At 67.6% G+C, this 24,472-nt stretch carries 20 protein-coding genes and 3 pseudogenes; 10 read left to right on the top strand and 13 right to left on the bottom strand.

The annotated features are described in order from the left end of the window. Window positions 1-45: 45 nt before the first annotated feature. The 4 genes from GobsT_RS29380 to GobsT_RS29390 all read right to left on the bottom strand — a co-directional run bounded on the left by GobsT_RS29380 (window position 46) and on the right by GobsT_RS29390 (window position 5,254). A complete protein-coding gene (locus GobsT_RS29380; protein ID WP_010040412.1) occupies window positions 46-477 on the bottom strand; it encodes a hypothetical protein in 432 nt (143 codons plus the stop codon). 50 nt (window positions 478-527) lie between these two features. Next, a complete protein-coding gene (locus tag GobsT_RS38255; protein WP_157506735.1) occupies window positions 528-683 on the bottom strand; it encodes a hypothetical protein in 156 nt (51 codons plus the stop codon). A gap of 460 nt (window positions 684-1,143) precedes the next feature. Next, window positions 1,144-4,041, bottom strand: coding sequence for a sigma-70 family RNA polymerase sigma factor (locus GobsT_RS29385; RefSeq protein ID WP_010040407.1), 2,898 nt, complete (start codon window positions 4,039-4,041; stop codon window positions 1,144-1,146). Window positions 4,042-4,426: 385 nt separating this feature from the next. Next, a complete protein-coding gene (locus tag GobsT_RS29390) occupies window positions 4,427-5,254 on the bottom strand; it encodes a DUF1559 family PulG-like putative transporter (protein WP_010040405.1) in 828 nt (275 codons plus the stop codon). Between the two features lie 88 nt (window positions 5,255-5,342). On the opposite strand from GobsT_RS29390, the gene GobsT_RS29395 reads away from it, so the two are divergent. Continuing rightward, complete coding sequence (locus tag GobsT_RS29395; RefSeq protein ID WP_010040403.1) at window positions 5,343-6,821, top strand: serine hydrolase; 1,479 nt, start codon at window positions 5,343-5,345, stop codon at window positions 6,819-6,821. Window positions 6,822-7,074: 253 nt separating this feature from the next. Beyond that, entirely contained in the window at window positions 7,075-8,103 is a 1,029-nt protein-coding gene (locus tag GobsT_RS29400; RefSeq protein WP_010053317.1) for an NPCBM/NEW2 domain-containing protein, read from the top strand. Window positions 8,104-8,335: 232 nt separating this feature from the next. On the opposite strand, the gene GobsT_RS29405 is transcribed toward GobsT_RS29400, so the two are convergent. Beyond that, a complete protein-coding gene (locus GobsT_RS29405; RefSeq protein WP_148087912.1) occupies window positions 8,336-10,102 on the bottom strand; it encodes a BBP7 family outer membrane beta-barrel protein in 1,767 nt (588 codons plus the stop codon). Window positions 10,103-10,414: 312 nt separating this feature from the next. On the opposite strand from GobsT_RS29405, the gene GobsT_RS29410 reads away from it, so the two are divergent. Both GobsT_RS29410 and GobsT_RS29415 read left to right on the top strand, forming a co-directional pair. After that, window positions 10,415-10,780: a PEP-CTERM sorting domain-containing protein gene (locus GobsT_RS29410; RefSeq protein ID WP_010051674.1), complete on the top strand. Its 366-nt coding sequence runs from the start codon at window positions 10,415-10,417 to the stop codon at window positions 10,778-10,780. A 627-nt stretch (window positions 10,781-11,407) separates the two neighbouring features. Next, window positions 11,408-11,800 (top strand): PEP-CTERM sorting domain-containing protein, encoded by a 393-nt coding sequence (locus GobsT_RS29415; RefSeq protein ID WP_010051671.1) that lies wholly within the window; start codon window positions 11,408-11,410, stop codon window positions 11,798-11,800. A gap of 113 nt (window positions 11,801-11,913) precedes the next feature. On the opposite strand, the gene GobsT_RS29420 is transcribed toward GobsT_RS29415, so the two are convergent. From GobsT_RS29420 to GobsT_RS38260, 5 genes and pseudogenes are all read right to left on the bottom strand, one after another. Continuing rightward, complete coding sequence (locus GobsT_RS29420; RefSeq protein WP_109570786.1) at window positions 11,914-13,095, bottom strand: acyl-CoA dehydrogenase family protein; 1,182 nt, start codon at window positions 13,093-13,095, stop codon at window positions 11,914-11,916. An 86-nt stretch (window positions 13,096-13,181) separates the two neighbouring features. After that, on the bottom strand, window positions 13,182-13,535 hold the full coding sequence (locus GobsT_RS40050) for a WD40 repeat domain-containing protein (RefSeq protein WP_232068429.1): 354 nt from the start codon (window positions 13,533-13,535) through the stop codon (window positions 13,182-13,184). A gap of 450 nt (window positions 13,536-13,985) precedes the next feature. Next, window positions 13,986-14,081: pseudogene (locus tag GobsT_RS41275) on the bottom strand (WD40 repeat domain-containing protein); the annotation flags it as partial. 295 nt (window positions 14,082-14,376) lie between these two features. Continuing rightward, window positions 14,377-14,610, bottom strand: coding sequence for a hypothetical protein (locus GobsT_RS29435; RefSeq protein ID WP_109570785.1), 234 nt, complete (start codon window positions 14,608-14,610; stop codon window positions 14,377-14,379). Between the two features lie 42 nt (window positions 14,611-14,652). Next, entirely contained in the window at window positions 14,653-14,844 is a 192-nt protein-coding gene (locus tag GobsT_RS38260) for a hypothetical protein (RefSeq protein WP_162542123.1), read from the bottom strand. Between the two features lie 414 nt (window positions 14,845-15,258). On the opposite strand from GobsT_RS38260, the gene GobsT_RS29440 reads away from it, so the two are divergent. Then, window positions 15,259-15,732, top strand: a complete 474-nt coding sequence (locus GobsT_RS29440; protein ID WP_010043733.1) for a DinB family protein — start codon at window positions 15,259-15,261, stop codon at window positions 15,730-15,732. Here the strand turns inward: GobsT_RS29440 and GobsT_RS29445 are convergent. Beyond that, window positions 15,713-16,195 carry a winged helix-turn-helix transcriptional regulator gene (locus GobsT_RS29445; protein ID WP_010043731.1) on the bottom strand — a complete coding sequence of 161 codons (483 nt, stop codon included), beginning with the start codon at window positions 16,193-16,195 and terminating at the stop codon, window positions 15,713-15,715. The two genes, GobsT_RS29440 and GobsT_RS29445, sit on opposite strands and share 20 nt — an antisense overlap. A gap of 110 nt (window positions 16,196-16,305) precedes the next feature. On the opposite strand from GobsT_RS29445, the gene GobsT_RS29450 reads away from it, so the two are divergent. Both GobsT_RS29450 and GobsT_RS29455 read left to right on the top strand, forming a co-directional pair. Then, entirely contained in the window at window positions 16,306-17,055 is a 750-nt protein-coding gene (locus GobsT_RS29450; protein ID WP_010043729.1) for a glucose 1-dehydrogenase, read from the top strand. A gap of 65 nt (window positions 17,056-17,120) precedes the next feature. Continuing rightward, window positions 17,121-17,873 carry a glucose 1-dehydrogenase gene (locus GobsT_RS29455; RefSeq protein WP_010043728.1) on the top strand — a complete coding sequence of 251 codons (753 nt, stop codon included), beginning with the start codon at window positions 17,121-17,123 and terminating at the stop codon, window positions 17,871-17,873. Between the two features lie 145 nt (window positions 17,874-18,018). Here GobsT_RS29455 and GobsT_RS29460 read toward each other — a convergent pair whose 3' ends face one another. Further along, window positions 18,019-18,489 carry a cupin domain-containing protein gene (locus tag GobsT_RS29460; protein WP_010043725.1) on the bottom strand — a complete coding sequence of 157 codons (471 nt, stop codon included), beginning with the start codon at window positions 18,487-18,489 and terminating at the stop codon, window positions 18,019-18,021. A gap of 294 nt (window positions 18,490-18,783) precedes the next feature. On the opposite strand from GobsT_RS29460, the pseudogene GobsT_RS29470 reads away from it, so the two are divergent. Continuing rightward, window positions 18,784-19,716, top strand: a pseudogene (locus GobsT_RS29470) (ISKra4-like element ISGob7 family transposase); the annotation flags it as partial. A gap of 21 nt (window positions 19,717-19,737) precedes the next feature. Here the strand turns inward: GobsT_RS29470 and GobsT_RS29475 are convergent. Then, a complete protein-coding gene (locus GobsT_RS29475) occupies window positions 19,738-21,171 on the bottom strand; it encodes a transposase (RefSeq protein WP_162097345.1) in 1,434 nt (477 codons plus the stop codon). A gap of 139 nt (window positions 21,172-21,310) precedes the next feature. On the opposite strand from GobsT_RS29475, the pseudogene GobsT_RS29480 reads away from it, so the two are divergent. Continuing rightward, window positions 21,311-21,622, top strand: a pseudogene (locus GobsT_RS29480) (hypothetical protein); the annotation flags it as partial. A gap of 193 nt (window positions 21,623-21,815) precedes the next feature. Then, a complete protein-coding gene (locus GobsT_RS29485; protein WP_010043719.1) occupies window positions 21,816-24,386 on the top strand; it encodes a HEAT repeat domain-containing protein in 2,571 nt (856 codons plus the stop codon). The last annotated feature ends 86 nt before the right edge of the window (window positions 24,387-24,472 follow it).

Below are 24,472 nucleotides of genomic sequence, written 5' to 3' on the forward strand. Positions count from 1 at the left end.
TGATCCGGCCGCAACTCCAGCACGTGGCGAGCAGTAAGAAACGAATCATGTGGTTGGGTCCGGTGCCGCATCCGCGGCGGCACGTGCCCACACTTGCCTCAGTTGGGTAATCTGATCGGGACTGAGCAACTCCCCGATCGGCACGTCCTGACCCCGCTCCCACTGGATGGCCCGGAGTTGACCCGGGGGCGGGACCAGACCGCCGTCCGCCGCCCACACACCCGTCGCCTGGAAGAACCGGCCGCAAACCTCGGTGCCGTCGCCCAGTTCGCGGCCGATTGTGGTCAGGTGTGACACGCCCACCAGACGCATCCCGGCCGGCGGTTCGGCAGCGTATGCCAGCCCCCATGCGACGGCCTTGCGGTACGCCTCGGTCGCGTCTGTGGCGTCGAACACCACGTTCGACGCTTCGCAGCGGTAGTCGGCGCGATCCGGGCGCGGCGGTTCGGCGAACAGTAATTCCGCAAGATACCACATACCTTCCGCACCTCCGGTTGCCGGAACTCGAACGGCCAACGGCACGCGGACTAAACGACCGTGTCCAAGGCCACACCGGAAGCCAACTGGGTCTCGTACCGCTCACGGTCGAAAGTAAACGGGCCGAGGTTGTAGTGCCAGTGCGGCCGGTGGAACCGCCCGAACTCGGACCAGACGACCACTTCCGGCAGCAACGTAACACGCACCTGAACGAACCAGCATTGGGTAATGCCGCAGGTGCAACCCAACACCGTGGCCTTGGTGCGCCGCGGGTCGTCCGGATCGAGTACGAACCCCGGATCGCGTGGGCAGTCAAGCCGTTCGCGACTCGGCTGTAGCAACTGGGCGGCAGGCAGGTAGTGATGGTCCCCTGGCTCGAATCTGAACTCGTCGGGGTTCTCGGCTTCCGGGGAGCCGCTCCAGGTATTCGGCCCGCGCCCACGGTTCCTCCGCGCTCCGAGCCAGTTCAATTAGCACGGCGCGACACGTCCGACAAGGGGCGCGTGAGCCACTCGCACTTGACTCGTACGAGCGTATCGGCCAGACTCCGCGCATGAACAGTTGCGAAGAGCGCGCGGACTTCTGGCTTTCGGTCTACACCGGCGCGGCGTTCGGGTTGTTCGTTTTTGCCGTCTGTTACCGCGCCTTCTGAGCCGCGCCGCCCCGTCACTTCGCGGCCCCGGCGGGAACCGGCCACACGAGCGCGGTCGTGTCCGCGTGGCCGGTGATGAGCTTGGTGCCGTCGGCGGTGAAGCGCATGACCTCCGCGAACGAATTCGAATACATGGTGTCGCCCTTCTCGGTCGGCGGCGACCGGTGCCGCGCGAGCAGCTTTCCGGTGCTCGTGTCCCAGAACGTGAGATCGGTGAGACCGGCCGCCGCGAGAACGCTGCCGTCCGAGTTCAGCGCCACGCGCCCGCCGGACCCGGCCGGCAGGTCGCACAACTTGGCCCCGGTGGCCACGCCGTAAACCACCCCGCGCATGACGCCCCGCGGGTCGCTCTCGTCGATGTACGTAAAGGCGATCCGGCCGCCGTCCGCCGAGAACGCGCCGGCGGCGAAGCCCGGCCCTAGCGTGCGCGGCGGGAGCAGTCCCTTCGTCGGCCCGTCCGCGGTGAGGAAGACATCCCCGTAGAGCGACGCGTAGAGGGCGTTAGGTGAGAAGTTGATGCAACAGCGTCCGGCGCTCCAGTCGAACGGGTCCAACTTCTTCGTGAATTGCCGCCCACCGCTCCGCGCGTCCCAGGTCGTGAACACCGAAGTGAGCGTGCCCTTCACCCGCCCGAGTGTGACGCCGGTCAGCGTTTTATCGTCGTCCGACAACCGCAGCCCGATCACCATCTCCTGGCGCGGCTCCTTCGGGTCCACCGCGAACCGCCGGAGTTCCGTTCCCGTGGCCGCGTCCCACTGCACGATTTCACCGCCGACCGGCGCGAATAGCGTTTTGCCGTTGCGAGAGAACTCCAGATTGTGCGGCCACTGGTTGACGCTGGGCACGGTCGCGACGGGTTTCCCGGTCGCCGCATCCCAGACCCGGATTCGTGAGCCGGCGCTGGTCGCGTAGCGCGTCCCGTCGGCCGATACGCCCAGCGCGTGGACACTCCCGAAGAGTGAGGCGGCGTGAACCCCGGCGAACAGCGGTTTCCCGGTCGCCGCGTCCCACCGGAACAAGACCCGGCCGGTCGTCGCGACGAGCACCTTCCCGTCCGGAGTGAACCGCGCGACCGACGTCTCACCGTACAAAAGCTCACCGCTGGCTCCGTCGAACTGCCGGAGTAACCGCCCCGCGATCGGGTCCCACCAGCGAACGCCGCGGGCGTCGCCGATCAGAACCGTCTTCCCGTCCGGTGCGAACGTCACCCAGTCGCCGCCGTCCGTACCGACCGCCCCCTTCTGGGCCTTTCCGGTCGTCGCTTCAAAGAACCGGACGTCGAGGTGTTCTTCCGTCGCTTCCTTGTAAAGCCGTGCCGCGACGACGTCGCCCGTGGTGTTCAGGGCGACGCGATCCAGTTTGAACCCGTCGACCGACCACCGGGCCAGTTCCTTACCGGTACCGACATCGAACACCAACAGCTCGTCGAACGTGTTGACGGCCACGCGCCGGCCGTCCGCGGAGAAGCGAACTTCTCGGATGTAGCTGAGATCCGTCACGAGGGCACGCGACTGCCCCGTCTGGATGTCGGCCACGTGGACCGCGTATTCGTTCTCTTTTTTCTCCTTGTTTCTTATGCTCTCTGAGTTACCTTTGCGATTTCTTGTGACAACAACGAGCTTCTTGCTGTCAGGAGCGAAGGCAAGCGATTCGACGGGGGGGAACTTGAACTTCCCGATCTCGGCCGGAACGTTTTCCCCACGGCGCTCGAACACGATCACGGATTCGGGTGCGCAACAGGCAACGCGCTTGGCGTCGGAAGAGATGTACGAATGGAAGCGCCCGTGCCATTCGTCCGGCACCCGTACCGGTAGCCGCACGGCGGGTTCCGGTGTGTCCGCTTCGGGTTGCCAGAGCCGCAAATCGCCCTCTTCACCTACGGTCAGCACGGCCCCGTCTGCGGTGACGCCAAAGCTCATCACCGTGGCGGCCCCGCGCAGCGTTCCCAATCGCATGAGCGCGCCGGCGGGGAGCGGGTCGCCGTAGCGGTCCGTTTTTGCGGGCGGCCCCGAGTTTTGACGGCGCGGGCTCCCGTCGAGCGGTGCATCAGCGGGCCGCGTGGCTTCGGCAGGCTGTTGCTCCGGAGTTCGGGGCGGGGTGGCGTACCCCAGCGCGGCCGCGCCACCAACCGCGAGCACCACGACCGCCACCGCCACAGCCGGCCACGTCGCGTGGGCCGGTGCGCCCGCCGCGGCCAGCGCCGCGACGCTCGGCGACGCAGTACCGGGCGCGGCGAGTTCGGCCGCTCGCGCGAACAATCGCGGCGGCACCTCTGCGCGGGCCGAATCGAAGAGCAGGCCGCCCAACCCTGCCGAGAGCGCGAGCCCCCGCCGCGCGAGCCGCGCGCGCAACCGCTCCCGGCCGCGTTCCAACCGCCCCTTCACCGACGCCACCGAGCAGCCCAGCCGCCGCGCGGCCTCTTCCTGCGAGAGCCCTTCCAGGCAGCAGAGGGTGATCACGACCTGGTATCGCTCCGGGAGGCGAACCAGTTCCTCGTCAACCGCGGAGACCAACTCCCGCCCGGTCATCGCGGCGAGCGGGTCGGGCTCGCACCGGGCGGCTGACGGGTCGGACGGGCGCGGGCCGCGGGCCGCGGTCCCCTTCGCTTTAAGGGAGATGCGGACCGCCGTCCCGTGGAGCCAGGAGGCGACGGACGCGGCTTTGCGAACCCGGTGCGCCCCGCGCACCAGTGCGAGGAACGTGGCCTGGAAGGCGTCTTCCGCGGCGTGGGCGTCCCAGAGCGTGCGCCGGCAGGTGCGAAGGACCATCGGCCCGTGCCGCTCGACGAGCGCCGCGAACGCGGCCCCGTCTTGCGACCGGATGAACTGTGCGAGCAGGTCGGTATCGGACACTGGCGCCGCCGCGACCAGGCGCATCAATCGGGGCGGCACGACACGTTTCGGGGCGGTCATCGGTGGCTCCTCAACTCGGCTCCGATCCCGGCGGCCCGCGTGCTCGTTCGCGGTCCCCCGCCGGTTGGCTGTATGAAGTGCCCCGTGCCCCAGAAACCGCCCGGCGTTTTTTCACATTCCGGGCGAAGTGCCCGCGCCCGGTGAAGAGCCCTCACCATTCCGTGGCGCGCTCACCAAAGAAACGCCGATGCCGATAGACTTCCTGTCCGAGATTATGATTGGCGCTGAATAAAAGATTGGCGAAACGCTGAGCACGATCCGGTTAATCGGTATCCCGGCCGTCTTCTGTAGCCGGCCTGTGTGAGGCCGGTGGTACACGGGTGGTGTCGCACCGGCCTCACAGAGGCCGGTTACAGAAGAACGTTACTCTACAACCGGATGCGAATCAGTCGATCATGGCCGGATCGGTATCTTTCCCGGCGATGGTACTCAAGCCGAACAGCACCCGCGGCTCGACCGCCGCGGTGAACGTGCGGACGCTGCCGTCGCACATCGCGAAGTTCGCAGTACCCGAGAAGTACCCGCCGAACTGCCCCCCGGCCCCCACGAGCGGGGGCGCGCTCGGGGCGTCGTCCAGCCCGCGCACCGTCGCGGGGCCGCCGCGGAGCCACGGGCCGACATCGTTGCGCGTCTCCGCGAACAGGAGCGTCTGACTGATCCCGTCCGTGATCCGCTCGAACGGCGTCGGGGCGTCGTACCGCACGGCGCCCGCCCGCGGCGCGTCGAGCGGGAGCGCCGCCGCGCTGGCCCCCAGCCCGCCGATGCCCACGTAGGACGTGACCGCCGCCGCCCCCGGCGGCACCTCGGGCGGGTTTTCGGGGCACAGCAGCATCGGGACGCGCACGCGCCCGGCGGCCTGGTTGGGCTCGAAGCTCCACGGCTTCGTGGTGTCGAGCGCGGCGAGCAGTTGGGCCGAATTCACTTTGCGCTGGTCGAGCACCGGGAGCATGGTCACGACCCAACTGAGCCGCTCCTCCGGCGGCACGCCGGGCACCACCACCGTGCCCGCGGGCACCTCCGTGAACCCCTTCGCGGGGGCGCGCCGGGGGTCGGGGTTCGCGGGCCGCGCGGCGAACAGGCTCAGCTCGCGCAAGTTGTTCTGCGACGCCGCGACGTTCGCCTGGTGCCGCGCCTTCGCGATGAACGGCAGCAGCACCGCCGCTACAAAAACAACCAGCAGCACCGCACCGATGATGGTGACCCGACGAGCCATCGCACTCCCCCGCGCACCCGTGCCCACACTCACTGGTGTACGTCCGGCGCGGCCGATCGGTGCGGTCCGGTTCCACACGAGCACTCCCATGCACTGGCTCCTCACGGCCGCCGCGCTCCCGCTGCTCCTCGCGCCGGTGCGGGCGGCCGACCCCACGCCGGAAGCCGTCGACGCGCTCGCGGGCGACGCGCTCAAGGCGTTCCAGGCGCCCGGAGCCGCGGTCGTGGTGCTGCGCGGCGACCAAACTCTGGTTCTGAAGGGGTACGGCCGCCGCGCGCTCGGGCGCGACGAGCCGGTCACGGCGGACACGGTGTTCCCGCTCGCGTCCTGCACGAAGCAGTTCACGACCGCCCTCCTGGCGGCGCTCGTGGACGACGGCAAGCTCGGCTGGGACGACCTGGTGAGCAAGCACCTCCCCGGGTTCAAGCTCTCCGACCCGCACGCCACCGCGCTGCTGACCGTCCGCGACCTCGTCACCCACCGCACCGGGCTGGGCAACCACGACCTCCTCTGGTACCGCGCCCCATGGAGCATCGACCACATGCTGAAGCAGGTGCCGCGGCTGCCCCTCGATTACCCGTTCCGCAGCGGGTACCGGTACAACAGCCTCACGTTCATGGCCGCCGGGCGGGTCGCGGAGGCGTGCGGGAAGAAGACGTGGCCGGTCCTCGTCCGCGAGCGGCTCGCCGAGCCCCTCGGCATGAAAAACGTCGCGTTCACCACCGCGGAGATCCCGAAAGACGCGGACCGCGCGCACGGGCACCGGTTGAACAAGGCCGGGAAGGTGGAAGCCGCGCCGGTGTACGAGATGCGCGAGCCGAACCCGTCCGGGTCGCTCCACGCGACCGCCCGCGATCTGGCCGCGTGGCTGGAGTTTCAGCTCTCCGACGGCGTCGCGCCCAGCGGCACGCGCCTCGTCTCCTCAAAGCCACTGGTCGAGACGCGCGCGCCGCAGAACCTCATGCGCCTGGAAGGTGCGGCGAAGGCCTTGTTCCCGGACACGGTGCAGGTGAGCTACGCCATGGGCTGGGTGGTCAGCGACTACCGCGGCCTGAAGGTGGTCGCCCACGGCGGGCTGATCGACGGGTTCCGGGTGCAGCTCACGCTCGTGCCGGAGCGCCAGTTCGGCTTCGCGGTGCTGTGCAACATGCACGACTCGCGGCTGCCGATCGCGCTGACCAACGCGCTGATCGACCGGTACTGCGACCTGAAGTCGAAGGACTGGAACGCGTACTACGCGCGTCTTGCCGAGGAGGAGGCGGAGGCGAAGAGCGCGGCGCTGGCGGCCCGCGATCGCGCCCGCGACCCGTCCGCGAAGCCGGCGCTGCCGCTCGCGAGCTACGCGGGCACGTACTCACACCCGGCCTACGGCCCCGCGACCGTGACCCACGCCGGCGGGGCGCTGACGGCGAAGTTCAGCAGCTTCTCGCTGCCGCTCGAGCACTTCGAGCGCGACACGTTCCGCATCACCGGGGCGTTCTTCGAGAGCGATCTGGTGCGGTTCGGCGTGAGCGACGGAAAGGCCACATCGCTGACGCTCGCCGGCATCGAGTTCAAGCGAAAATGACGCCGGCGCGCCTCGGTGTCAGAACACCGGATCGGCTCGCCCGAACCCGTCCGCGGCCGAAGCGAACCTGGACCGGAACGACCGTGCGGCTATACTTGGTGCGAATAGAATCCAGTCGTTTCAAGTTCCAGGTTCCAAGTCGGAACCCCGCTCGTCAAAAGCGCCGGCGGTTCGTGTCGCTCGTGACTTCACTTGGAACTTGGAACCTGGAACTTGAAACGACTGGATTCTTACTGACGCCTAACGGTGAGCCATGCCCAGGCCCTACGAACGCGAGTACACCGACCTCGGTAAGAAGCGCAACCGCTCCAACACCTTCCAGCTCCCCGCCGGAATCCCCGCGTGGCTCCCGGCCGTCATCTGGCTCGGCGGCGGCCTGCTCCCGCTGGCGCTCCTCCTGATCGCGGCCGTGGCCAGCGGAACGCGGCCGGTGCTGATGCCGCTGGCCCTCATCACCGGCCTGCTCAGTTTTATGACCGGGTGGGTGTGGCTGATGATCGTCGCGGCCTCTGACGGAATCGGAACACTGCTGATGTGTATGTTTGTTCCGTTTTACGGCCTGTACTATGTGCTGAACAATCTCGACCAAACGCTGCGCCCGGTGTTCCTGTACGTCCTCGGGCTTGCCGTAGTTGCGTCCGCGGGGTTCGTCCCCGCCCCGCCCCCCAAGCCGCTGCCCCCGCCCGAGCAAGTGCAGAACGAACCGCGCAACGGACCCGCGTCCGTTGATCCGCCCAAGGTGAAGCCGTCGGAGCCGAAACCGGCTCCGAAAAAAGGCCCCCCGCCCACCGTCGCCGTGCCGAAGCCGCCGTTCGACGTGGACCCGAAGGCGAAGGACACCGGTCCCAAAGCGTACCTCGCGTCGCTGACGCCGTTCGACTACCAGGCCGGCCCGTGGAAGCTCGGGGTCGGGGTGCGCGGTGACGACCTGAAAACGCCGATCCGCGTCAAAGGCCAGGAGTACCGGTACGGGTTCTCGACGCACCCGCCGGAGAAAGGCGCGTGCCGGGTCAGCTTCGTGCCCGGGCGCGAGTTCAAGCGGTTCAAGGGGTGGGCCGGGGTCGGCGACAGCATCGGCACGCTGTCCGGCCCGGTCGTGTTCGCGGTGTACGGCGACGGCCGCCAGTTGTGGGAGTCGGCCGGGGTCGGCGCGCCCGGAGACACGGCCGGGTTCGACATCGACGTGACCGGCGTGAAGGTGCTCACACTGGAGGCGCGCATGCAGAGCGGGTTCAACCACCTGGCCCACGCCTCCTGGCTCGACCCGTGGCTGGAGCGCTGACCGGCGCCCGTTCACGGTCACCCGCTCCGCGCCGGTGGCGCAGACGGCGCCCGTTGACGCACAAACGTGCCGGAACGTGAACCCGTCGTCGGGGATGCCAAGGGGTCGACGGCGCGGGGCGTTCCGCAAGCGCCCAGGTTCAATCTCGGCTACGCGTAACCCCGATCGGTCAACGGTGCGGGCCGGCAACCTGCAGGTTGCCGGCCCGCACCGTTGACCGATCGGGGCATGATCACCAGCGGTACATGAGACCGAAGCTGATGCCCTGGACGAAGTACCCGCTGCTGTTAAACTGCGGGGCCGGGCGGATCGTGTTGGTGAGAGGCGCCCCCGTGCCCGGCGGCAACAGGTTCGGCACCCGGGCCGCGTCCAGACGCATGTCGATCGCGTCGCCCGGCCGCAGCGCGCTGCTCAGGTACAGGAAGTTGTACCCGACGAACAGCTTCATCCGCTCCGTCGCCTGCCAGCCCAGGTTCAGGCCCACCTCCGGCACCACCGCGAACTTGTCCCGGCTGAACTTGCCGATGTTCGCCCCCGGCACCGCCAGCAGCCCGCCCGGGGTGACCGTCGTGGTCTGGTCCGGGAAGTTCAGCGTCTGCGAGCCGTTGATCTCGGCCGTCTGGCGCACCGTACCGAACGCCACCGTGGCCCGCGGGTCGAGCGACCACCGGCCCCGCGTGAACGTGCCCGCGATCCCGATCTGACCGCCGTGGAACCGGTTCGTCGTGCGGAACGAGTCGGTGATCGTGCCCGAAATGGCCGGCACGCCGATGGCCGGGTCCGAGTCCGGGGTGCGCACGAACCGCTCGGTGATCGTGAGCTCCTCGCGCAGGTCCAGGAACCGGTAGCCGGCGAGCAGGTCGAGCCGCATGTTCGGCCCGCTGGTCAGGTACCGCCGGTAGTTCACCTCCGCGCCCCACACGGTGTTCTTCAGCGTCACCAGCACGCTCCCGGTGGCCACGCCGGGGCGGGCGACGATCTCGGACGACTCCCCGAACCCCACGGTCGGCGCGGTGGTCGGGTTGATGTTAAAGAACGGCCGCGCCAGGAGCGGGTTCTGGGTCGTGGTCGTGAAGAACGACGTGGTCGCCGGCGCCACCCAGAACAGCCGGGCGTCCACCCCGCGGCACTCGCCGTCCCCGAACCAGTACCCGGCCCCGACCCGCCCGCCGGTGTGGTACGTGTCGCCGAACGAGCCGCCCAGTAGCACCCGGGTGTCGCCCTGGCCGATGATGCCCAGCGCCGCCGTGCTGCTGGTGGTCACCAGCGGCGGCACCACCGTGCCCCGGTTCCACCACATGAGCAGTTCGGCGCTCACCCAGCCCCGGCGGACGCTCGCGACCCGGTCCAGCCCGGTGAGCGGCGCGTCCGAGAACAGCGGGTCCTCGACCTCTACCGGACAGCCGGCCCCGCCGTCCGGCAGGACCGACGGCACGAAGGTCGTCCCGTCGGGGACACGGCCGGTCGGGTCGCGCGACTCGGTGACGCTCGGCGGCCCCCCCCCCGGCGCGACCCGCGGCGAGCCGAGCGGGGCGGGCTGCGCGCCGGTCACCGGGAAGCCCACCATCCCTCCGGGCACCGGCCCGCTCGTAACGGGATATCCGACCGGTCCGCCCGTAACGGGGTACCCGACCGGCCCGCCCGTAACGGGGTACCCGACCGGCCCGCCCGTAACGGGGTACCCGACCGGCCCACTCGTGGTCGGAACGCCGGTCACCGGGAACCCGACCGGGGGGGCACCTGTTACCGAACCGCCGACGACCGGCGTGGCGGGTGCGGGGGAGCCGAAGGTTCCCGGCGCGTAGCTCACGGTCCCGCGGGGCGCCCCGCCGCGGAGCAGGCCCGTTTGCGTAACCTCTGTGGGTTGTGAGTCCGGGAGCGCGCTGGGCAGCCCTAATGAGGCGGCACGCGGCGCGCCGGTTCGCGGCTGTTGAGCCAGGGCCGGGGGGGCGAACACGCCCAGCGCGATCCCCAGCCCGCCGAGCAGAATGCGGCGCATGTGAAGCGGTCCTCCTGACACGCCGGCCGGGCGATCTCCTACCGCCCGAGTTACGTCACGTCGTCTCCTTCCTTCGACCCGCGGTCGGCACCGCCCCGACCCGCGGCCCCCCGCTCGGGCCAACTTCTGGGCTCCGGCGCCCGCACCGGCGGCGCGTCGGGCGCGGCCGCCACTCCCGGCACGTCCGGCACAACCATACGATCCGCGCCTGCAGGGCGAAATGTTCAAGCGGGGCACCTGCGGCGGTCGAAGAAACACGCGCGCGACTGCGTAAGACACGTGATCCAGAGGAATGCGTCAAGGAGGGCAACCGTGACGACTCGCCGCACGCGTCTCAAGAAGGGTCTGAAGAAGCTGGTCCCGGTGATGACCGTGACCTTCACAGCGGCCCCGTTCGCCGTGTGGGTTCAGCCGGCCCACGCGTTCTTCCCGCCCTTTATCAACGATTCGGGACCGCCCAGAGTATTGCCGCAGCCGCCCTCGCCGCCCCCCTTCGAGCCGCCGACGCCCCCGCCGCCGCCATTCAACCCGCCGCCCCAACCACCGGACGTGTCGCCGCCGGTGTGCCCCCCGCCGCCCCCGTGCGGGGTGCCGGAGCCCGCGACCGTCGTGAGCGGGTTGATCGGGCTGGCCGCGGCCGCCGGCTACGGGCTCCGCCGCAACGGCGAGAAGAAGTAAGAACAGAACCGGCGAACCGGCTCGCGACCGTACTTACGATCCGGTTGGCTACGTTTGTTTCTTGTGGCACCGACATTCCTCAGTCGTTGCCACGGCTACGGCGTGCTCGGTCATTCGGGCGTGGTGTGGGAGCCCCGTCTGTCCCGCGCCGGGTGTGGTGTGGGGTGTGAATGTGATGATCAAATCCCAGCGGTTGCTCGCGAGTGTGTCGGCGCTGCCGGCGATCCACCACCCGCGAATCAGCAGTCGCGCCGCCGTAATAGCAACCGGTACACCGGGCGCGTGGCCCGGGTCCGGTGCTCGCCCCGCTGACGGTAGCTGGCCTCGGTTCCGAACTGGGTACGATCGTCCAAAATGGACCGGGATAACCGATCGAATCCGTCGGATTATGCGCACACGAACGGTCGGCCCCGACCCGCGGTCCTGTGGTCGGGCCAACTTCTGAGGGCCGGCGCCCGCACCGGCGGCGCGTCGGGCCCGGCCGCCACTCCCGGCACGTCCGGCACAACTGCGCGAGCCGCGCACGCAGGGCGAAATGTTCAAGCGGGGCACTCGCGGCGGTCGAAGAAACAAAAGCGCGACTGCGTAAGACACGTGATCTAGAGGAATGCGTCAAGGAGGGCAATCGTGACGACTCGCCGCACGCGTCTCAAGAAGGGTCTGAAGAAGCTGGTCCCGGTGATGACCGTGACCTTCACAGCGGCCCCGTTCGCCGTGTGGGTTCAGCCGGCCCACGCGTTCTTCCCGCCGGTGATCACCAGCCCGCCGCCGGTCGTCGTGGTGCCGCCGACGCTCCCGCCGCCGGTGATCGTGGACCCGCCGGTCAGCCCGCCGCCGTTCGTACCGCCGCCCCCGCCGCCCGTCGTGGTGCCGCCGGTTGTTCCGCCGGTCGTGGTGCCGCCGGTGTGCCCGCCGCCGCCCCCGTGCGGGGTGCCGGAGCCCGCGACCGTCGTGAGCGGGCTGATCGGGCTGGCCGCGGCCGCCGGCTACGGGCTCCGCCGTAACGGTGAGAAGAAGTAAGAACAGAACCGGCGGACCGCCCCGCGCCCCACTGTCTTGAGGGGCGCGGGGCGGTCCGCCAGTCCTTGTACCGAACTCCGACGAACGCGGCCGCGTAACCGTGCGGCGTGCGGCTACTTGAACGCTTCCCACTCCTTGCCCAGTAGCGCGGCCGCGATCTTCAGCTTGAGGATCTCGTCGGTGCCCTCGTAGATGCGGCACACGCGCACGTCGGTGAGGTGCCGGCCGGGGCGGTACAGGGTGCTCCAGCCGCGCCCGCCGAACACCTGCACGGCGCGGTCCGCGGCGTCCCAGGCGGCGTTGGTGGCGAACAGCTTGGCTTGCGCCGCCAGCAGGTCCGCGTGCCGGGCCAGCTCCTTGTCGCCGGGGCTCGCCGCCGACCGGTCCTTCGCCTCGGCGGCGCGGATCAGCAGCGCGTCCGAGGCCACGCGGTCCATCTCGATGTGCGCGATGTGGTCCTGAACGAGTTGGTGCCGGGCGATCTCCTTGCCGTGCTGCTTCCGCTCCTTGGCGTACCAGATCGCCTCCGCGAGGCAGTCCTCGATCACCCCCAGGCACCCGGCGGCGACGCTCAGGCGCCCGCTCACGAGCGTGCCCATCGCGACCCGGAACCCGTCGCCCTCCTCGCCCACCAGGTTCTCCGCGGGCACGGCCACGTCGTGCATCTCGAACATGGCGGTGTTGGACGTGGGCATCCCCATCTTGGCGTTCGCGGCGAAGCTCTCGGCCTCGAACCCCTTGGCGGCCGTGTCCACGACGAACGCGGAGATGCGGCCCGTGCCCACCTGCCCCGCGGGGTACGCGAACGCGACCACCGCGTGCGCGATGCCCCCGTTGGAGATCAGGTACTTCACCCCGTTGAGGACGTAGTGATCGCCCCGCTTCTCGTAGGTGCTGGTCATCTCGCGCGGGTTGCTGCCGGCGTCGGGCTCGGTGAGCCCGAAGGCGAGGATCTTCTCCCCCTTCGCAGCGGCGGGCAGGTACTTCCGCTTGAGCGCCTCGCTGCCCCACGTCTGGATCGGGTACGCCCCGATGCTCAGGTGCCCGGAGAAGAAGGTGCGGACGGTGGTTCCCTCGCGCCCTATGCGGGCGAGCGCCTTGAAGTAGCTGACGGCGTCGGCGCCGCGCCCGCCGTACTCGGGCTTCACGTTCATGCCCAGGAGGTCGTGCTTCGCGGCCAGCGGCACCACCTGGTCGTTGAACTGCCGGTTCGCGTACGCGAACTCTTCGGCCGGCCGCACCTCCTGACAGAACGCTTCGGTGTCGGCGGCCAGCTTAACGGGGTCGAACGCCATGATTCCGGCTCCTCAGCGCGGGCGGAAGATGTGTGAACGGGATACCGGAATTGTATCCGCCCGCCGGCGCCGCAGCGCGGGGCAGGTTAGCCCAAATCCCAGAGCGTGATCGTCCCCTTCTGCCCGCTGCCGACCGCCGCGACGTTCCCGTCGGGCGACACGGCGAGGCAGTCCAGCCCGCCGGTCTGGAAGGTGTAGGTGCGGTCGAGGGTAAGGGCGTGCGTGTCCCAGCACTTCACGGTGGCGTCGCGGCTCGCGGTCCAGAGCCGCGAGCCGTCCGGGGTGAGGGCCATTGCGGTGATGCGGCCGTTGTGCCCCTTGAGCTTCGTTCGGTACAGCCCGCCCGGCAGTCCGTACACGACGATCTTCCCGCCGACCAGCGCGAACAGGTGTTGGTTGTCGGCTGAGAACGCGAGGTCTTCGGGTTCGTAACGCTTCATGTCGATGTTTGTGCCGCGCGACGAATCGACCGATGGCCAGTGCCATAACTGACGACCGATCGCCACTTGCGACCCGTCCGGCGCGAACGCAATCGCCCGGGCAGACCAGTCTACTACTCGCGGGAGATCTGCAACTGAGCCGTCGGCGAGTGAGTACTGAACGCACTTTCGCATCCCCATAAGGGGCGACTCAACCAATCCGAGTACCGAGGCGCCATCTGGCCCGAGACACGGGCCGACGATCGTGGCCGCCCATTGAGTTGCGAATACGCGGAAGGCAGCACGATCGACGAAAATGAGCCCGCTTCGCTCGCGGTGAACCGCAACATGTTCGCCGCCACAGGACAAGAAAATCTTCCGAAGCGGATGGGCTCGATCAGGCACCATCGCGAGCGAGTGACGGAGAACAATGCGCGCTTGCTCCACCCCGCTCAGCGGATCCCACATGCGCACGGAGTTGTCGCCGCCGGCGGACACGAGGAACCGCCCGTCCGGGCCGAACGCCAGAGCCGTGACCGCGTTCTCGTGCGCGTGCCAAGTGAGCATGGAGGGCGATCGAAGGTGTGCCCGGCCGTCCCAGCGCCGGATTCTCGGCTCCGGATGAGGCTCGCGTTTGCACAAATAGACGGCCGTCAGCGCGTTCCGAAACCGACAGGAACGCGTTTATCATAGCGTAGGCGGACACCCGATGTGTGAACGGCTTGTTCGATACCACAGCGGAGAGACGTGCAACAGCTGACAGGTGATGAATCACGAGGCCAGGGGCATTTGTAACGTGTTGACGGCTGCAACGCTTGGGAGCGGGATGCGTGTCCCACTCCCAAGCGTTGCAGCCGCCTGCTTAGCGGGTCGGCTTGGCCGTCGGCGGAGCCGAGCCGGAGCCCTTCGCGTGGGCCACCTTACCGGCCACGAAGCAGTTACACCCGCTGTTGCCCGAGACCCGAAGGGTGAACCGCTGAAGGCTCTCTTCGATGCAGAGCCCCATGGTCGTGTTCTCGACGCTCGCGTCGGGTTCGACCTGGAACCACTTGCAGCCCTTGCACTCGCCCCACTCGTCGTGATTCTTGCGTGCCATGTCATGTCCTCGATTATGGGATCGCGGCCGGGGCCGCGGTTGTCAGGAGTTCCGGGACGACAGCTTCAGTTCGCGGTCGCGCCGCACGATCTTCTCGCGCACCTGCGCGATCCTTTCCTCGGTGCGGGTCAGTGCCGAATCCATCCGATCCAGTGTCGAGTGCGCGCTGCGTGCCAGCGTTTCGGCCCACGCACTCATCACACTTACCTTGCGGTCAGTCGGTGTTGCGGTCATCGGAGCAGCCCGGAGGGGGAAACAACTGGGCGTCCGCCGTAGATTTGCAACCCGCGTGCCACCCGGCTCAAGGCGGCACCACGTTTGCGATGTGACGCAGAAGGCATCACGAACGATGCCCCGGACGGGTCGCTAAACTGGATCCAGTCGTTTCAAGTTCCAGGTTCCAAGTTCCAAGTGGAGTCACGAGCGACACGAATCGCCGGCGCTTTTGACGAGCGGGGTTCCGACTTGGAACTTGGAACCTGGAACTTGAAACGACTGGAATCGGCAAGGACCAAGCGTCGGTTATGTTCGCCGGTGAGACGAACGTCACAGCGAAGCGAGAAGCGTTCGCGGCGCAGGTTCGGCAGCGGATCAAACATGCATCGATTTGTTCCGGACGAGCCTACAAGTACCAAGAGGAGCACAACCATGCCACTGACCGGTGAACTCGCACGCATTGATGACGAACTCCGCCGCGCCTACGACGGCGAGTGCTGGCACGGGCCGCCGCTGCGGGAGGTGTTGAAGGGCGTCACGGCGGCGGCCGCCGCGGCCAAGCACCCGCAGATCACGCACTCCGCGTGGGCGCTGGTGAATCACCTCGCCGCGTGGGTCGGGGTTGTCGCGAACCGCATTACCGAATGGCGGCCGATCACGGAGCCGGACGCGGGCGATTTCCCGCCCGTTATAGATACGAACGAAGTGGCGTGGGCGGCCGCGCTCGATGACCTGGATCGCCAGCACCGGAAACTGCTCGGCGTGGTTGCCGGGCTTGACGCGGCGAAGCTGGACGCCACCGTACCGGGCAAGCCGTACCCGGTGGCGGTCATGCTGCACGGGACCGCGCAGCACTACGCCTACCACGCCGGTCAGATCGCGCTGCTCAAGAAGCTGGTGGGGTGACCCGCCGCGCCGGCCCGGCCTGGCAGCCGGACTCGGCGGCGGGTCGCAACTCCATGTCGTCCGGGCCGAGTTCTCGCCCGTCGTGGGCGTGGAACGCCAGCGGCCGGACCGGCTTCCGGTCCCGCTTGTCCACCAGCACGAAGGGGTTGTCGCCCCCGCACCCCTCGCCCCACTGCCGGATCGCCATCAAAACCAGGAACAGCCCGCGGCCCTTCTCGGTCAGCACGTACTCCTGGTACGCACTCCCCTCAACCGTGACCTGTTCGAGCACCCCGAGTGCGACCAGCTTCCGCAGCCGCACCGTCAGGATGTTCTTGGCCACCCCGAGACTCTTCTCGAACTCTCCGAACCGGCGGTCCCCGGCGAACGCCTGCCGCACGATCAGCACCGACCACGCGTCGCCGATCGCATCCAGGGACCGGGCAAGCGGGCACTCTTCGTTCTCTAAACTCTTACGCTTCATGGCTTTTCCCCCGTTGTGGGAGAATTCTGGAATTCGGTTGCAAGGAGCAACCATTACCTATTGTATACCCCGCCAGTTGCGACTTGCAACTTCTCAAGTGGGAGCCGGTCATGGCGAAGAAACTCGAAGGCAAGGTAGCGGTCGTAACGGGCGCGTCGAAGGGCATCGGAGCGGAGATCGCCCGGCACCTCGCGGCCGAAGGGGCGGCCGTGGTGGTCAACTACGCCAGCAGCAAGGCGGGGGCCGACAAGGTCGTGGCCGACATCACGAGCAAGGGCGGCAAGGCGGTTGCGGTCGGCGGGGACGTGGCGAAGAAGCCCGACGCCGAGGCCATCATTGATGCCGCCGTCAAGAACTACGGCCGGCTCGACGTCCTCGTCAACAACTCCGGGGTGTATGAGTTCGGCGCGATCGAGCAGATCACCGAAGAGCACTTCCACCGCCAGTTCAACATCAACGTCCTCGGGCTCCTGCTCGTCACCCAGGCGGCGGTCAAGCACCTCAAGGCCGGCGGCAGCATCATCAACATCGGGTCGGTGGTCACCCGCATTACCCCGCCGCAAAGTGCGGTCTACAGCGGTACGAAGGGGGCGGTGGACGCCATCACCGGCGTGCTGGCCAAGGAACTCGGGCCGAAGGGGATCCGGGTGAACGCCTTGAACCCCGGGCTGATCGAGACCGAGGGCACGGTAACCGCGGGCGTCATCGGGTCGGAGATGGAGAAGGAGACGGTGAAGCAGGCCCCGCTCGGCCGCTCGGGCAAGGTGGACGACATCGCCAAGATCGCGGTGTTCCTCGCCTCCGACGACTCTGGCTGGCTGACCGGCGAGCAACTCCTCGCCGGCGGCGGGGTTCGGTAATCCCACAGAACTCTAACACACATCCTCCGGCCGTTCGGCGGCCCGGTCTTTTCAGGAGCGCTCCGATGGCAGGCAAACTCGAAGGCAAGGTCGCGGTGGTCACCGGCGGGAACAGCGGGATCGGGCTGGCGACCGCCAAGCGGTTCGCGACCGAGGGGGCGAAGGTCGTCGTCACCGGCCGCCGCCAGCCCGAACTCGACGCCGCGGTGAAGGAGATCGGGCACGGGGCGATCGGCGTCCGCGGGGACGTGGCGAACCTCGCCGACCTCGACCGGCTGTACGCCACCGTGAAGGAGAAGTACGGGCGGGTGGACGTGGTGTTCGCCAACGCCGGGGGCGGGGAGTTCGCGCCGCTCGGGCAGATCACCGAGGAGCACTACGCCAAGGCGTTCAACACGAACGTGAAGGGGCTGCTGTTCACCGTCCAGAAGGCGCTCCCGCTGATGCCCGACGGCGGGGCGATCGTCCTCAACGCCTCGATCGTGTCGATCAAGGGGATGGAAGCGTTTAGCGTGTACAGCGCGACCAAGGCGGCGGTGCGGTCGTTCGCCCGGTCGTGGACCAACGACCTGAAGGCCCGCAAGATCCGGGTGAACGCGGTCAGCCCGGGGCCGATCGAGACCCCGGCCATCGACGCCATCGCCGGGTCCGAGGAGAAGTCGAAGGAGTTCAAGGCGGGGATGGCGAGTCAGGTGCCGCTCGGCCGGATGGGCTCCCCGGACGAGATCGCCAAGGTGGCCGTGTTCCTGGCCTCGGACGACGCGAGCTACGTGGCCGGGGTGGAGCTGTTCGTGGACGGCGGGATGGCCCAGGTGTAAGGACCAAGTCCGACTGAAGAGTAGTGGTCGTTGAGCACGCCACCCGCCCGCTGACGCAGGCGGTTCGAAGAGCTACGGGCGAACCGCCTGCGTCAGCAGGCGGGTGGCGCTCCCGACCACCGTTACTCTTCAACCAGATTTGGTATCACACGCCCGCCAGGTCGTCGCCCGGTTCGGCGGGCTGAAGGAAGCGGATGCCGTAGCGGCCGCAGATCTCGAACACCGTCTCCATCACCGGCGGCCCCGGCGGCAGCGCCCCCAACTCCTCGAACATGTGCTCGATCCCGGCCGGGAAGGCCGTGACCGTTGAGCGCGTGATCCCCGGCCCGACGGTCACGAACGCGTGCGGCACGTTCCGCGGCAGCAGCACCACCGCCCCGGCCTCGGCCCGGGTGGTGCGGCCGCCCACGGTCAAGTCCATCGCCCCTTCGAGCACGTGGAGCAGTTCGTCCTCGTTGGCGTGAGCGTGCAGCGGCACCCCCACCCCGGGCGGGTTGGTCTGTTCGATCAAGGTGAACGAGCCGCCGGTGTCGGCGCCGGTCAGGCGGACGAGTTGGTTGTCCCCGAGCACGTTGAGGCGGCGGCCTTCCCCTGCGGGCACGATTTTCGGGTTCATGGCACCTCTGCGAAAGCGATTACGGTTCAGTCTCTATCGGACGGGCGAACGCCCTCTGTGAACCCGTTTGAGCAACTCGCCCGGGCGATGGGTGCCCCTCTGGATTTTGGCATTTGTGAACGGTATGGGAGCCGGCTGGGGAAGCCGTGGCAATCTGGGAGGGATACTGATGCCGACGCTGACTATAGAATACAGTACCGAATCCGAACGGTTGGCCTTGGAACAACTGCTGGGCTATTTCACGGACCTGAATCGTCTGGCCCAAGAAGCTCCCGACGGCACGGTCCTGGCCGCCTGCGAGAAGCATGCACTCGATCAAGGGCGCAAACTGTTGCGGACCACACTCGGTGCCGCCTTGGGTTCACGGATCGAGAAGGACGAGCAAAAAGGGGGCGCGCCCGCACCTGCGCGAAGACGCACCCCGGGCGCTCCAAAGGACCGCACACCCGAACGGTTGTGACCGCCGTTGGTCCGATTGAGCTGGAGCGGAGGTATTTCCACTGCCCCACTTGCGGGCAAGGCGAGTTCGGAGCCGATCGCGGGCTGGGCCTCAGCGGCTACGTCACCCCGGGCGCCTGTCGGATGGCCGTCTTGCTGGGCGTCCAACAGTCCTTCGCCAAAGCCGAAGTGACTCTGGCCGAGGTGGTCGGCTGGGAATTGGACGACAACACCATCCGGCAACTCTGCCACGCCACGGCGGCCCAGGCCACCGCCACCCGGCAACACCGCTCGACCGCTGAAGTCTTCACCCGAGCCCAAGCCGCGGCCAGGACCGAGCGGCCGGTGGACAGCGAGTTGCACATCGACGCGGGCAAGGTCAACACTGTGGAGGACGGTTGGCGGGATCTCAAGATGGCCGTTTTTGCCCGGCGCGAGCGAAGTGCGCCGACCACGGCGATGGACTGGGAGGGACGCGACCTGCCAACCCCGTTGGCGCGGTCGGTGATCGCGGCCGTGGAGGAGGCGAGCCTGTTCGGGAAGCGGTGTCACGACGAGGCCACGCGACTGGAGTGGACCGATTCGAGCCAAATGACGGTACTGGGGGATGGGGCCGAGTGGTTGTGGAACGTGTCCGAGCAGCACTTCCGTGACGCGACCCAGGTCCTCGACTTCTGGCATGGGGCGGAGTACCTCGCCAGCGGGGCGAAGGCGGTGTTCGGTCCCGGGGTCCAAGCCGCGACGGCGTTTGTCCGGGGCAAGTCGAAGCTGCTGGAAGACGGATATCCCCAGTGCTGTGCACAACTGAGTTCAGGGATCCTCGTTGGGCTTGTGGGCTTGTCGACGCCGTTGGACGGAGGTGTGTGCCCCCTTCTGTTTCGCGGCGTGCGGGTGGGCACGGGGCGCCTTGTTGCGTGTCTTGTCCCAGCCCGGCTTCCACATCGTGCCCAATAACTGATCCAACAACGTTCCCACACTCTCTGCCGTCTGATCCGTCGGGATCAGGGACACGATCATCGACACCTCGACCAACTCCTTGAGCGCGGCCAACTGACGATGCCAGTCCGTGCAGAACTGCGCCGTCGAGAGGTCGTCGATGGTCACCTTCCGCTTCGCAACCACATAGCCCTGGAGGACCTGCACCACGTTCGCGAGGACGAAACACATCGACGCCTGAAACACGGTCGCCTCCGGTGTCGAACCGATGAACCGACCCAGGGCGAAGATCGCCGTCACCTTTTGGAACGTGCCTTCGATGGTCCACCGGATGCGGTACAGGTCCAACAGATCGGTCGCCGGGTATGGGGCCGAATCGAGCAGGTCCGTGAGGATTGTAATCGCTTCGCCCACCGGGCGCGCGACGGTGATCCGCCGGACGTACCGGCGGAGCTTGTCCTTGGGCTTCCCGGCCCACCCCCATTCTTCGACCACGGCTCGTTGGGATGGGTCCGCGGTCGTGACCGCGGGGCGCTTCGGGTCGGGTTCGAACGACAGGGTCCGCGCGTACCGCACCACGAAATGACCATTGTCCTTGGTGAACTCGGCGAAGTGCTTCGACGCACAGAACAACCGATCCCCGACCACCAGTTTCGCCGGACCGCCTCGGGCGTGCACTCGGGGCATCAAATCGGGGATCAGTTTGGCCTCGTTGGTTTCGCCATCGAGATCGGCCGCCATGTCGAGCACCAACCCGTCACGGGGCCGGTACGCCACGAGCAGTTTTCCGCCCAAGAGCTTGCCCGGTGTGCCCCGCGTGTCGACGAGTCGCTTGGCCACCTTCTTGAGACTCTTGCCGTCGAGGATCAGAACCTCCAGGCGGTCGAAGGAGGTCGGAAGGCGGTGCGCGACGACCTCGGGGAACAGGGCGGTGAACCGGTCGGTGACGTCCCGCAGGAACGCTTCGCTCAGGCCCCGGGGGATGCGCCGGAGCTTGCCGTAGAACGCTTCGTGGCACCCGTCGTCGGGTTGCCGGTGGCGTCGCAGGTGGGCCTGCCGCCCCGAGCCCTGGTGTTCGATGAGCGCATCGAAGATCCAGGTGACCAGTTGGGCGAAGGTCACGACGTCCTCATAGCCGCGTCCCCGATGTCGCTCGTAGAGGTCCGCGAGGACCGGGTCGGGAACGCCATAGGCGAAGAGTGCGAGCGACGCGTGGGCCAGTGGCAGGCCCTCCAGGACCTGGCGCGCGAAGTCCGTGGGCGCGTGCGGTTGGGAGCGTGGGACGCGCTGATGAGGTGGCAGAATCACGGTGACCTCCATGTCCCGGGTCGCGGACCCCGCACCACCCCGCGTCCCACGACCACTCGGTTAACCCCAATTTCGTCGCAGTGAAAACCCTAAATCAGCAATCCGCAATCAGTTATACAAATCCAAGATGTGCATAGCACTGGGATATCCCGGGTTGGTGGACTGGATCGGAGAACTGACCGGGCAGATGCCCGCCGGAGGCGACGGAGCCGCCTTGGGCGGCGTATTGAATTACTTTTGTGGCCAACAGGGGCGGTTGAATTATGCGGTGCGTTTGCGGCGGGGGCAGTCGATTGGAAGCGGGTTGGTGGAGGGAACGGTTAAGCAATTGCTCAACATCAGAATGAAACAAACTGGGGCGAGATGGAATCTGGGGCATGTGGCACCGTTTGTCGAACTGGGGGCATTAGCAGCGGGGCCGGAGTGGAAGGGGTTTTGGGAAAACCAATAACGGGCCAAAATCCAGAGGGGCACCCCGGGCGATCGTTCCTGCCGCGCCACTTGCGCCGCAGCGGGCCGTTCGGGAATTCCGGGCGCGTGTTCAAGTGCGGAAGGTCGCGGTACTCCGGTACGAATCTCGTTAGGTGCGATCGCGGTTGCCGTCAGGTAATATCGGGGCGCGGTACGTCGCCGGAGTAGACCACATGAAGCCGTTCTGCGCGCTGCTGCCACTCCTGCTGGGCGCGGTGCCGATTTCGGCGGCTCCCGTTCCGGAACGGGTTCCCGGTCTGGTGAAGACGCTCAAGAACGGCAAACCCGGCGAGCGGGTCGTTGCGGCGGAACTGCTCGGCGACCTCGGACCGAAGGCTGAAGGCGCGGTACAGGCGTTGGTCGAAGTGATTCGCTCCACGCCGGCTCCGGCGCCGATTCCGTTTGCGGACCAACGCGAGTGGTCCCGCGAAGAGGCCGCGGCGGACTTCTTACTCAAAGCGACATGGGACGCACTCGAGCGTATCGGGCCGAAAGCGGTTCCCGCGCTCACGGAATTGCTCACGCATCCGGACGCCGAGATTCGCGAGCGCGCATCCGCGGTACTGGGAGCCATTGGCCCCGGCGCCGCGGATGCGGTGCCGGCACTCATCAAGTGTTTGAGTGAAGGCGAGCACCAACAGGTGACTCTGAACGCGCTGAACGCGCTCGCGGCTATCGGCCCGAAAGCAGAGGCCGCGGTTCCCGCGCTGATCAAAACGGCCCTCGACCCGAGGGCGATGGTTCCCGAAGGGGAGCTGAAGTTGCCGCTGCGTAATGCCGCGGCAAAGGCGCTCGTGGCCATCGGCGCGAAGGCGCTTCCTGCGGTCAGGAAAGACCTGTTCCCGGCAATCATCAAAGCGATTGACGACGCCGACGAACGCGGATGGCTCCTCTCCGGCTCTGGGTGGGGGAACGCGTGGTCCACGTGGGCGCCGTTCGGTGCCGACGCCGCTCCTCTCGTTCCGGCGATCGTGCGGTACCTGAGTCGACATAACCAAGATCGGCTCGTGCTGAGCCTGTTGAAGCTCGGCCCGGACGGACAAAAGGCTCTGGCCGGTCTGCTCTCGGACAAAGACGAACAGGTCCGCAAAGAGCAATTGAACGCGTTGTGCGAGCACGCATTCGGCACTTTCGTATCGGAGGGCGGGTTCCACTGCCGGGCGGAAGCCGACCTCCGACCGATCGCACGGGAACTGATTCCGTTCCTGGCGGACAAGGACTACGGCGTTCGCTTCCACGCACTGGTGGCGATCAATCAACGGTGCCGCCCCGCCCCGCCGGAGGTCGTTAGGGCCGCGCTGCCGCTTCTCAATGACAAGGAATTCCTGAGCTACCGGGACAAACGTTACGAGATCGATGCCGCCGCGGTCATCGGCTTTTGCGGCCCCGCGGCGATTCCAAAGCTGGTGGAACATTTACAGTCGGACGACACAAAGCTGCGCGAGTTCGCGGTACGCGCCCTCAAGGACCTCCGCGGTCCCGGGACCGAAGCGCTGCTCCCCGCACTGCGCGAACGGGCCGCGGGCCGGGCGACGCGCCCCGAAATGACGCCTCTGGATGCCGCGATCTCCGCGGTCCGGATCAGCCTGGCCCCCAAAGACGTTGAACTGCTCGTACCGTTCTTGAAGAGCGGTGACCCGAAGGAACGTCTCACGGCACTTGTCGAATTCCGTCAACTGCGGCACCTCGCGCGCCCGCACCTCAAGCACCTGTTCCCGCTACTGAGGGATCGCAACCTCCGCTGGAACGCGGCGTTAACGATCGACGCCATCGACTCGTCCGACCCGGACGTGTGCGCGGCGCTGGCCCAATGGATCGCCGACTACGGCGACCGCCGCCCGCTTGAACGTACCGACCTGTTCGCAAAGGAAATCGCGCCGGCCATTCCCGCGGTGCTCAAAATGCTCGAGGGCGGGCGCGGTTTCGATTTGGTTCAGCGGATCGGCCCGCCGGCGAAGGACGCGGTTCCGCTCCTGCTGTCGTATCTCACGCGCGAGCCAACTTTTACGGCACGGGAGGGATTCGACCCGAATAGCGCCCTTCGCGCGCTTGGCACGATCGGCCCGGCGGCCAAAGGGGCCGTGCCCCTGATTCGCGCGCGTTTGGCCAGGGTCGAAGACCGGGAGAAGATGTGGTGCCTGTTGTGTCTTGCCGACATCGGACCGGGGGCACGGGACGCGGTGCCGGAACTCAAGGAACTGCTCACCGACCCGGACCCGCGGTTGCGACTGCTCGCGGCCTGCGCGCTCTCGAAAATCGAGGCCGATCCCGCCGCGTACCGGGCAACGTTCGCTCGCGCGATACACGAGCGCCCGAACAGCGCGTTCTGGCACGTGCCGCTGGTGCTCGATCGCATCGCGGCGGACTGCCCGGAGTTGGTGCCGCGCGCCGTTCGCGGCGCCATTCCACGGCTAAACGAGCCGCACGTGGGGTGGGGGGACTTTGAACCGGAGTACGTCACCCTGATACCGCTGTTGAAGCGGAACGCGTTGCTGGCGAAGGGCGCGGTTCCCGAGCTGGTGAACGGCCTGAACAAGCCTTCGGCGAGGGGGATGCAACCGGAACTCATCGGGTTGCTCGGCGCGATCGGTCCGGATGCGAAAGCCGCGCTCCCAAAGTTGCGCGAGTTGCGCGACGGCGCGGAGTTCGAAATCGCCATCGCCGCACTGGAGGCGATTCAGAAGATCGAAGCCACGCGAGCACCGAACGCGCTCAACACCACCGCTGGCCCTGATATGAAGTAGGCTTCTCTCCTGTTCTCTGCTCTTCCCACATCCCCCGAACGGAATTCCAATCGACTCGTGAATGGCGATCGAGCAACCTGCGGGGG

Source organism: Gemmata obscuriglobus (genome assembly GCF_008065095.1).
GTDB lineage: Bacteria > Planctomycetota > Planctomycetia > Gemmatales > Gemmataceae > Gemmata > Gemmata obscuriglobus.

Excerpts from the sequence above, each read along its gene's own strand:
- GobsT_RS29380 (WP_010040412.1), bottom strand. The coding sequence starts at position 477 with ATGTGGTATCTTGCGGAATTACTGTTCGCCGAACCGCCGCGCCCGGAT.
- GobsT_RS29385 (WP_010040407.1), bottom strand. The coding sequence starts at position 4,041 with ATGACCGCCCCGAAACGTGTCGTGCCGCCCCGATTGATGCGCCTGGTC.
- GobsT_RS29390 (WP_010040405.1), bottom strand. The coding sequence starts at position 5,254 with ATGGCTCGTCGGGTCACCATCATCGGTGCGGTGCTGCTGGTTGTTTTT.
- GobsT_RS29395 (WP_010040403.1), top strand. The coding sequence starts at position 5,343 with ATGCACTGGCTCCTCACGGCCGCCGCGCTCCCGCTGCTCCTCGCGCCG.
- GobsT_RS29400 (WP_010053317.1), top strand. The coding sequence starts at position 7,075 with ATGCCCAGGCCCTACGAACGCGAGTACACCGACCTCGGTAAGAAGCGC.
- GobsT_RS29405 (WP_148087912.1), bottom strand. The coding sequence starts at position 10,102 with ATGCGCCGCATTCTGCTCGGCGGGCTGGGGATCGCGCTGGGCGTGTTC.
- GobsT_RS29420 (WP_109570786.1), bottom strand. The coding sequence starts at position 13,095 with ATGGCGTTCGACCCCGTTAAGCTGGCCGCCGACACCGAAGCGTTCTGT.
- GobsT_RS40050 (WP_232068429.1), bottom strand. The coding sequence starts at position 13,535 with ATGAAGCGTTACGAACCCGAAGACCTCGCGTTCTCAGCCGACAACCAA.
- GobsT_RS29435 (WP_109570785.1), bottom strand. The coding sequence starts at position 14,610 with ATGGCACGCAAGAATCACGACGAGTGGGGCGAGTGCAAGGGCTGCAAG.
- GobsT_RS38260 (WP_162542123.1), bottom strand. The coding sequence starts at position 14,844 with ATGACCGCAACACCGACTGACCGCAAGGTAAGTGTGATGAGTGCGTGG.
- GobsT_RS29440 (WP_010043733.1), top strand. The coding sequence starts at position 15,259 with ATGCCACTGACCGGTGAACTCGCACGCATTGATGACGAACTCCGCCGC.
- GobsT_RS29445 (WP_010043731.1), bottom strand. The coding sequence starts at position 16,195 with ATGAAGCGTAAGAGTTTAGAGAACGAAGAGTGCCCGCTTGCCCGGTCC.
- GobsT_RS29450 (WP_010043729.1), top strand. The coding sequence starts at position 16,306 with ATGGCGAAGAAACTCGAAGGCAAGGTAGCGGTCGTAACGGGCGCGTCG.
- GobsT_RS29455 (WP_010043728.1), top strand. The coding sequence starts at position 17,121 with ATGGCAGGCAAACTCGAAGGCAAGGTCGCGGTGGTCACCGGCGGGAAC.
- GobsT_RS29460 (WP_010043725.1), bottom strand. The coding sequence starts at position 18,489 with ATGAACCCGAAAATCGTGCCCGCAGGGGAAGGCCGCCGCCTCAACGTG.
- GobsT_RS29485 (WP_010043719.1), top strand. The coding sequence starts at position 21,816 with ATGAAGCCGTTCTGCGCGCTGCTGCCACTCCTGCTGGGCGCGGTGCCG.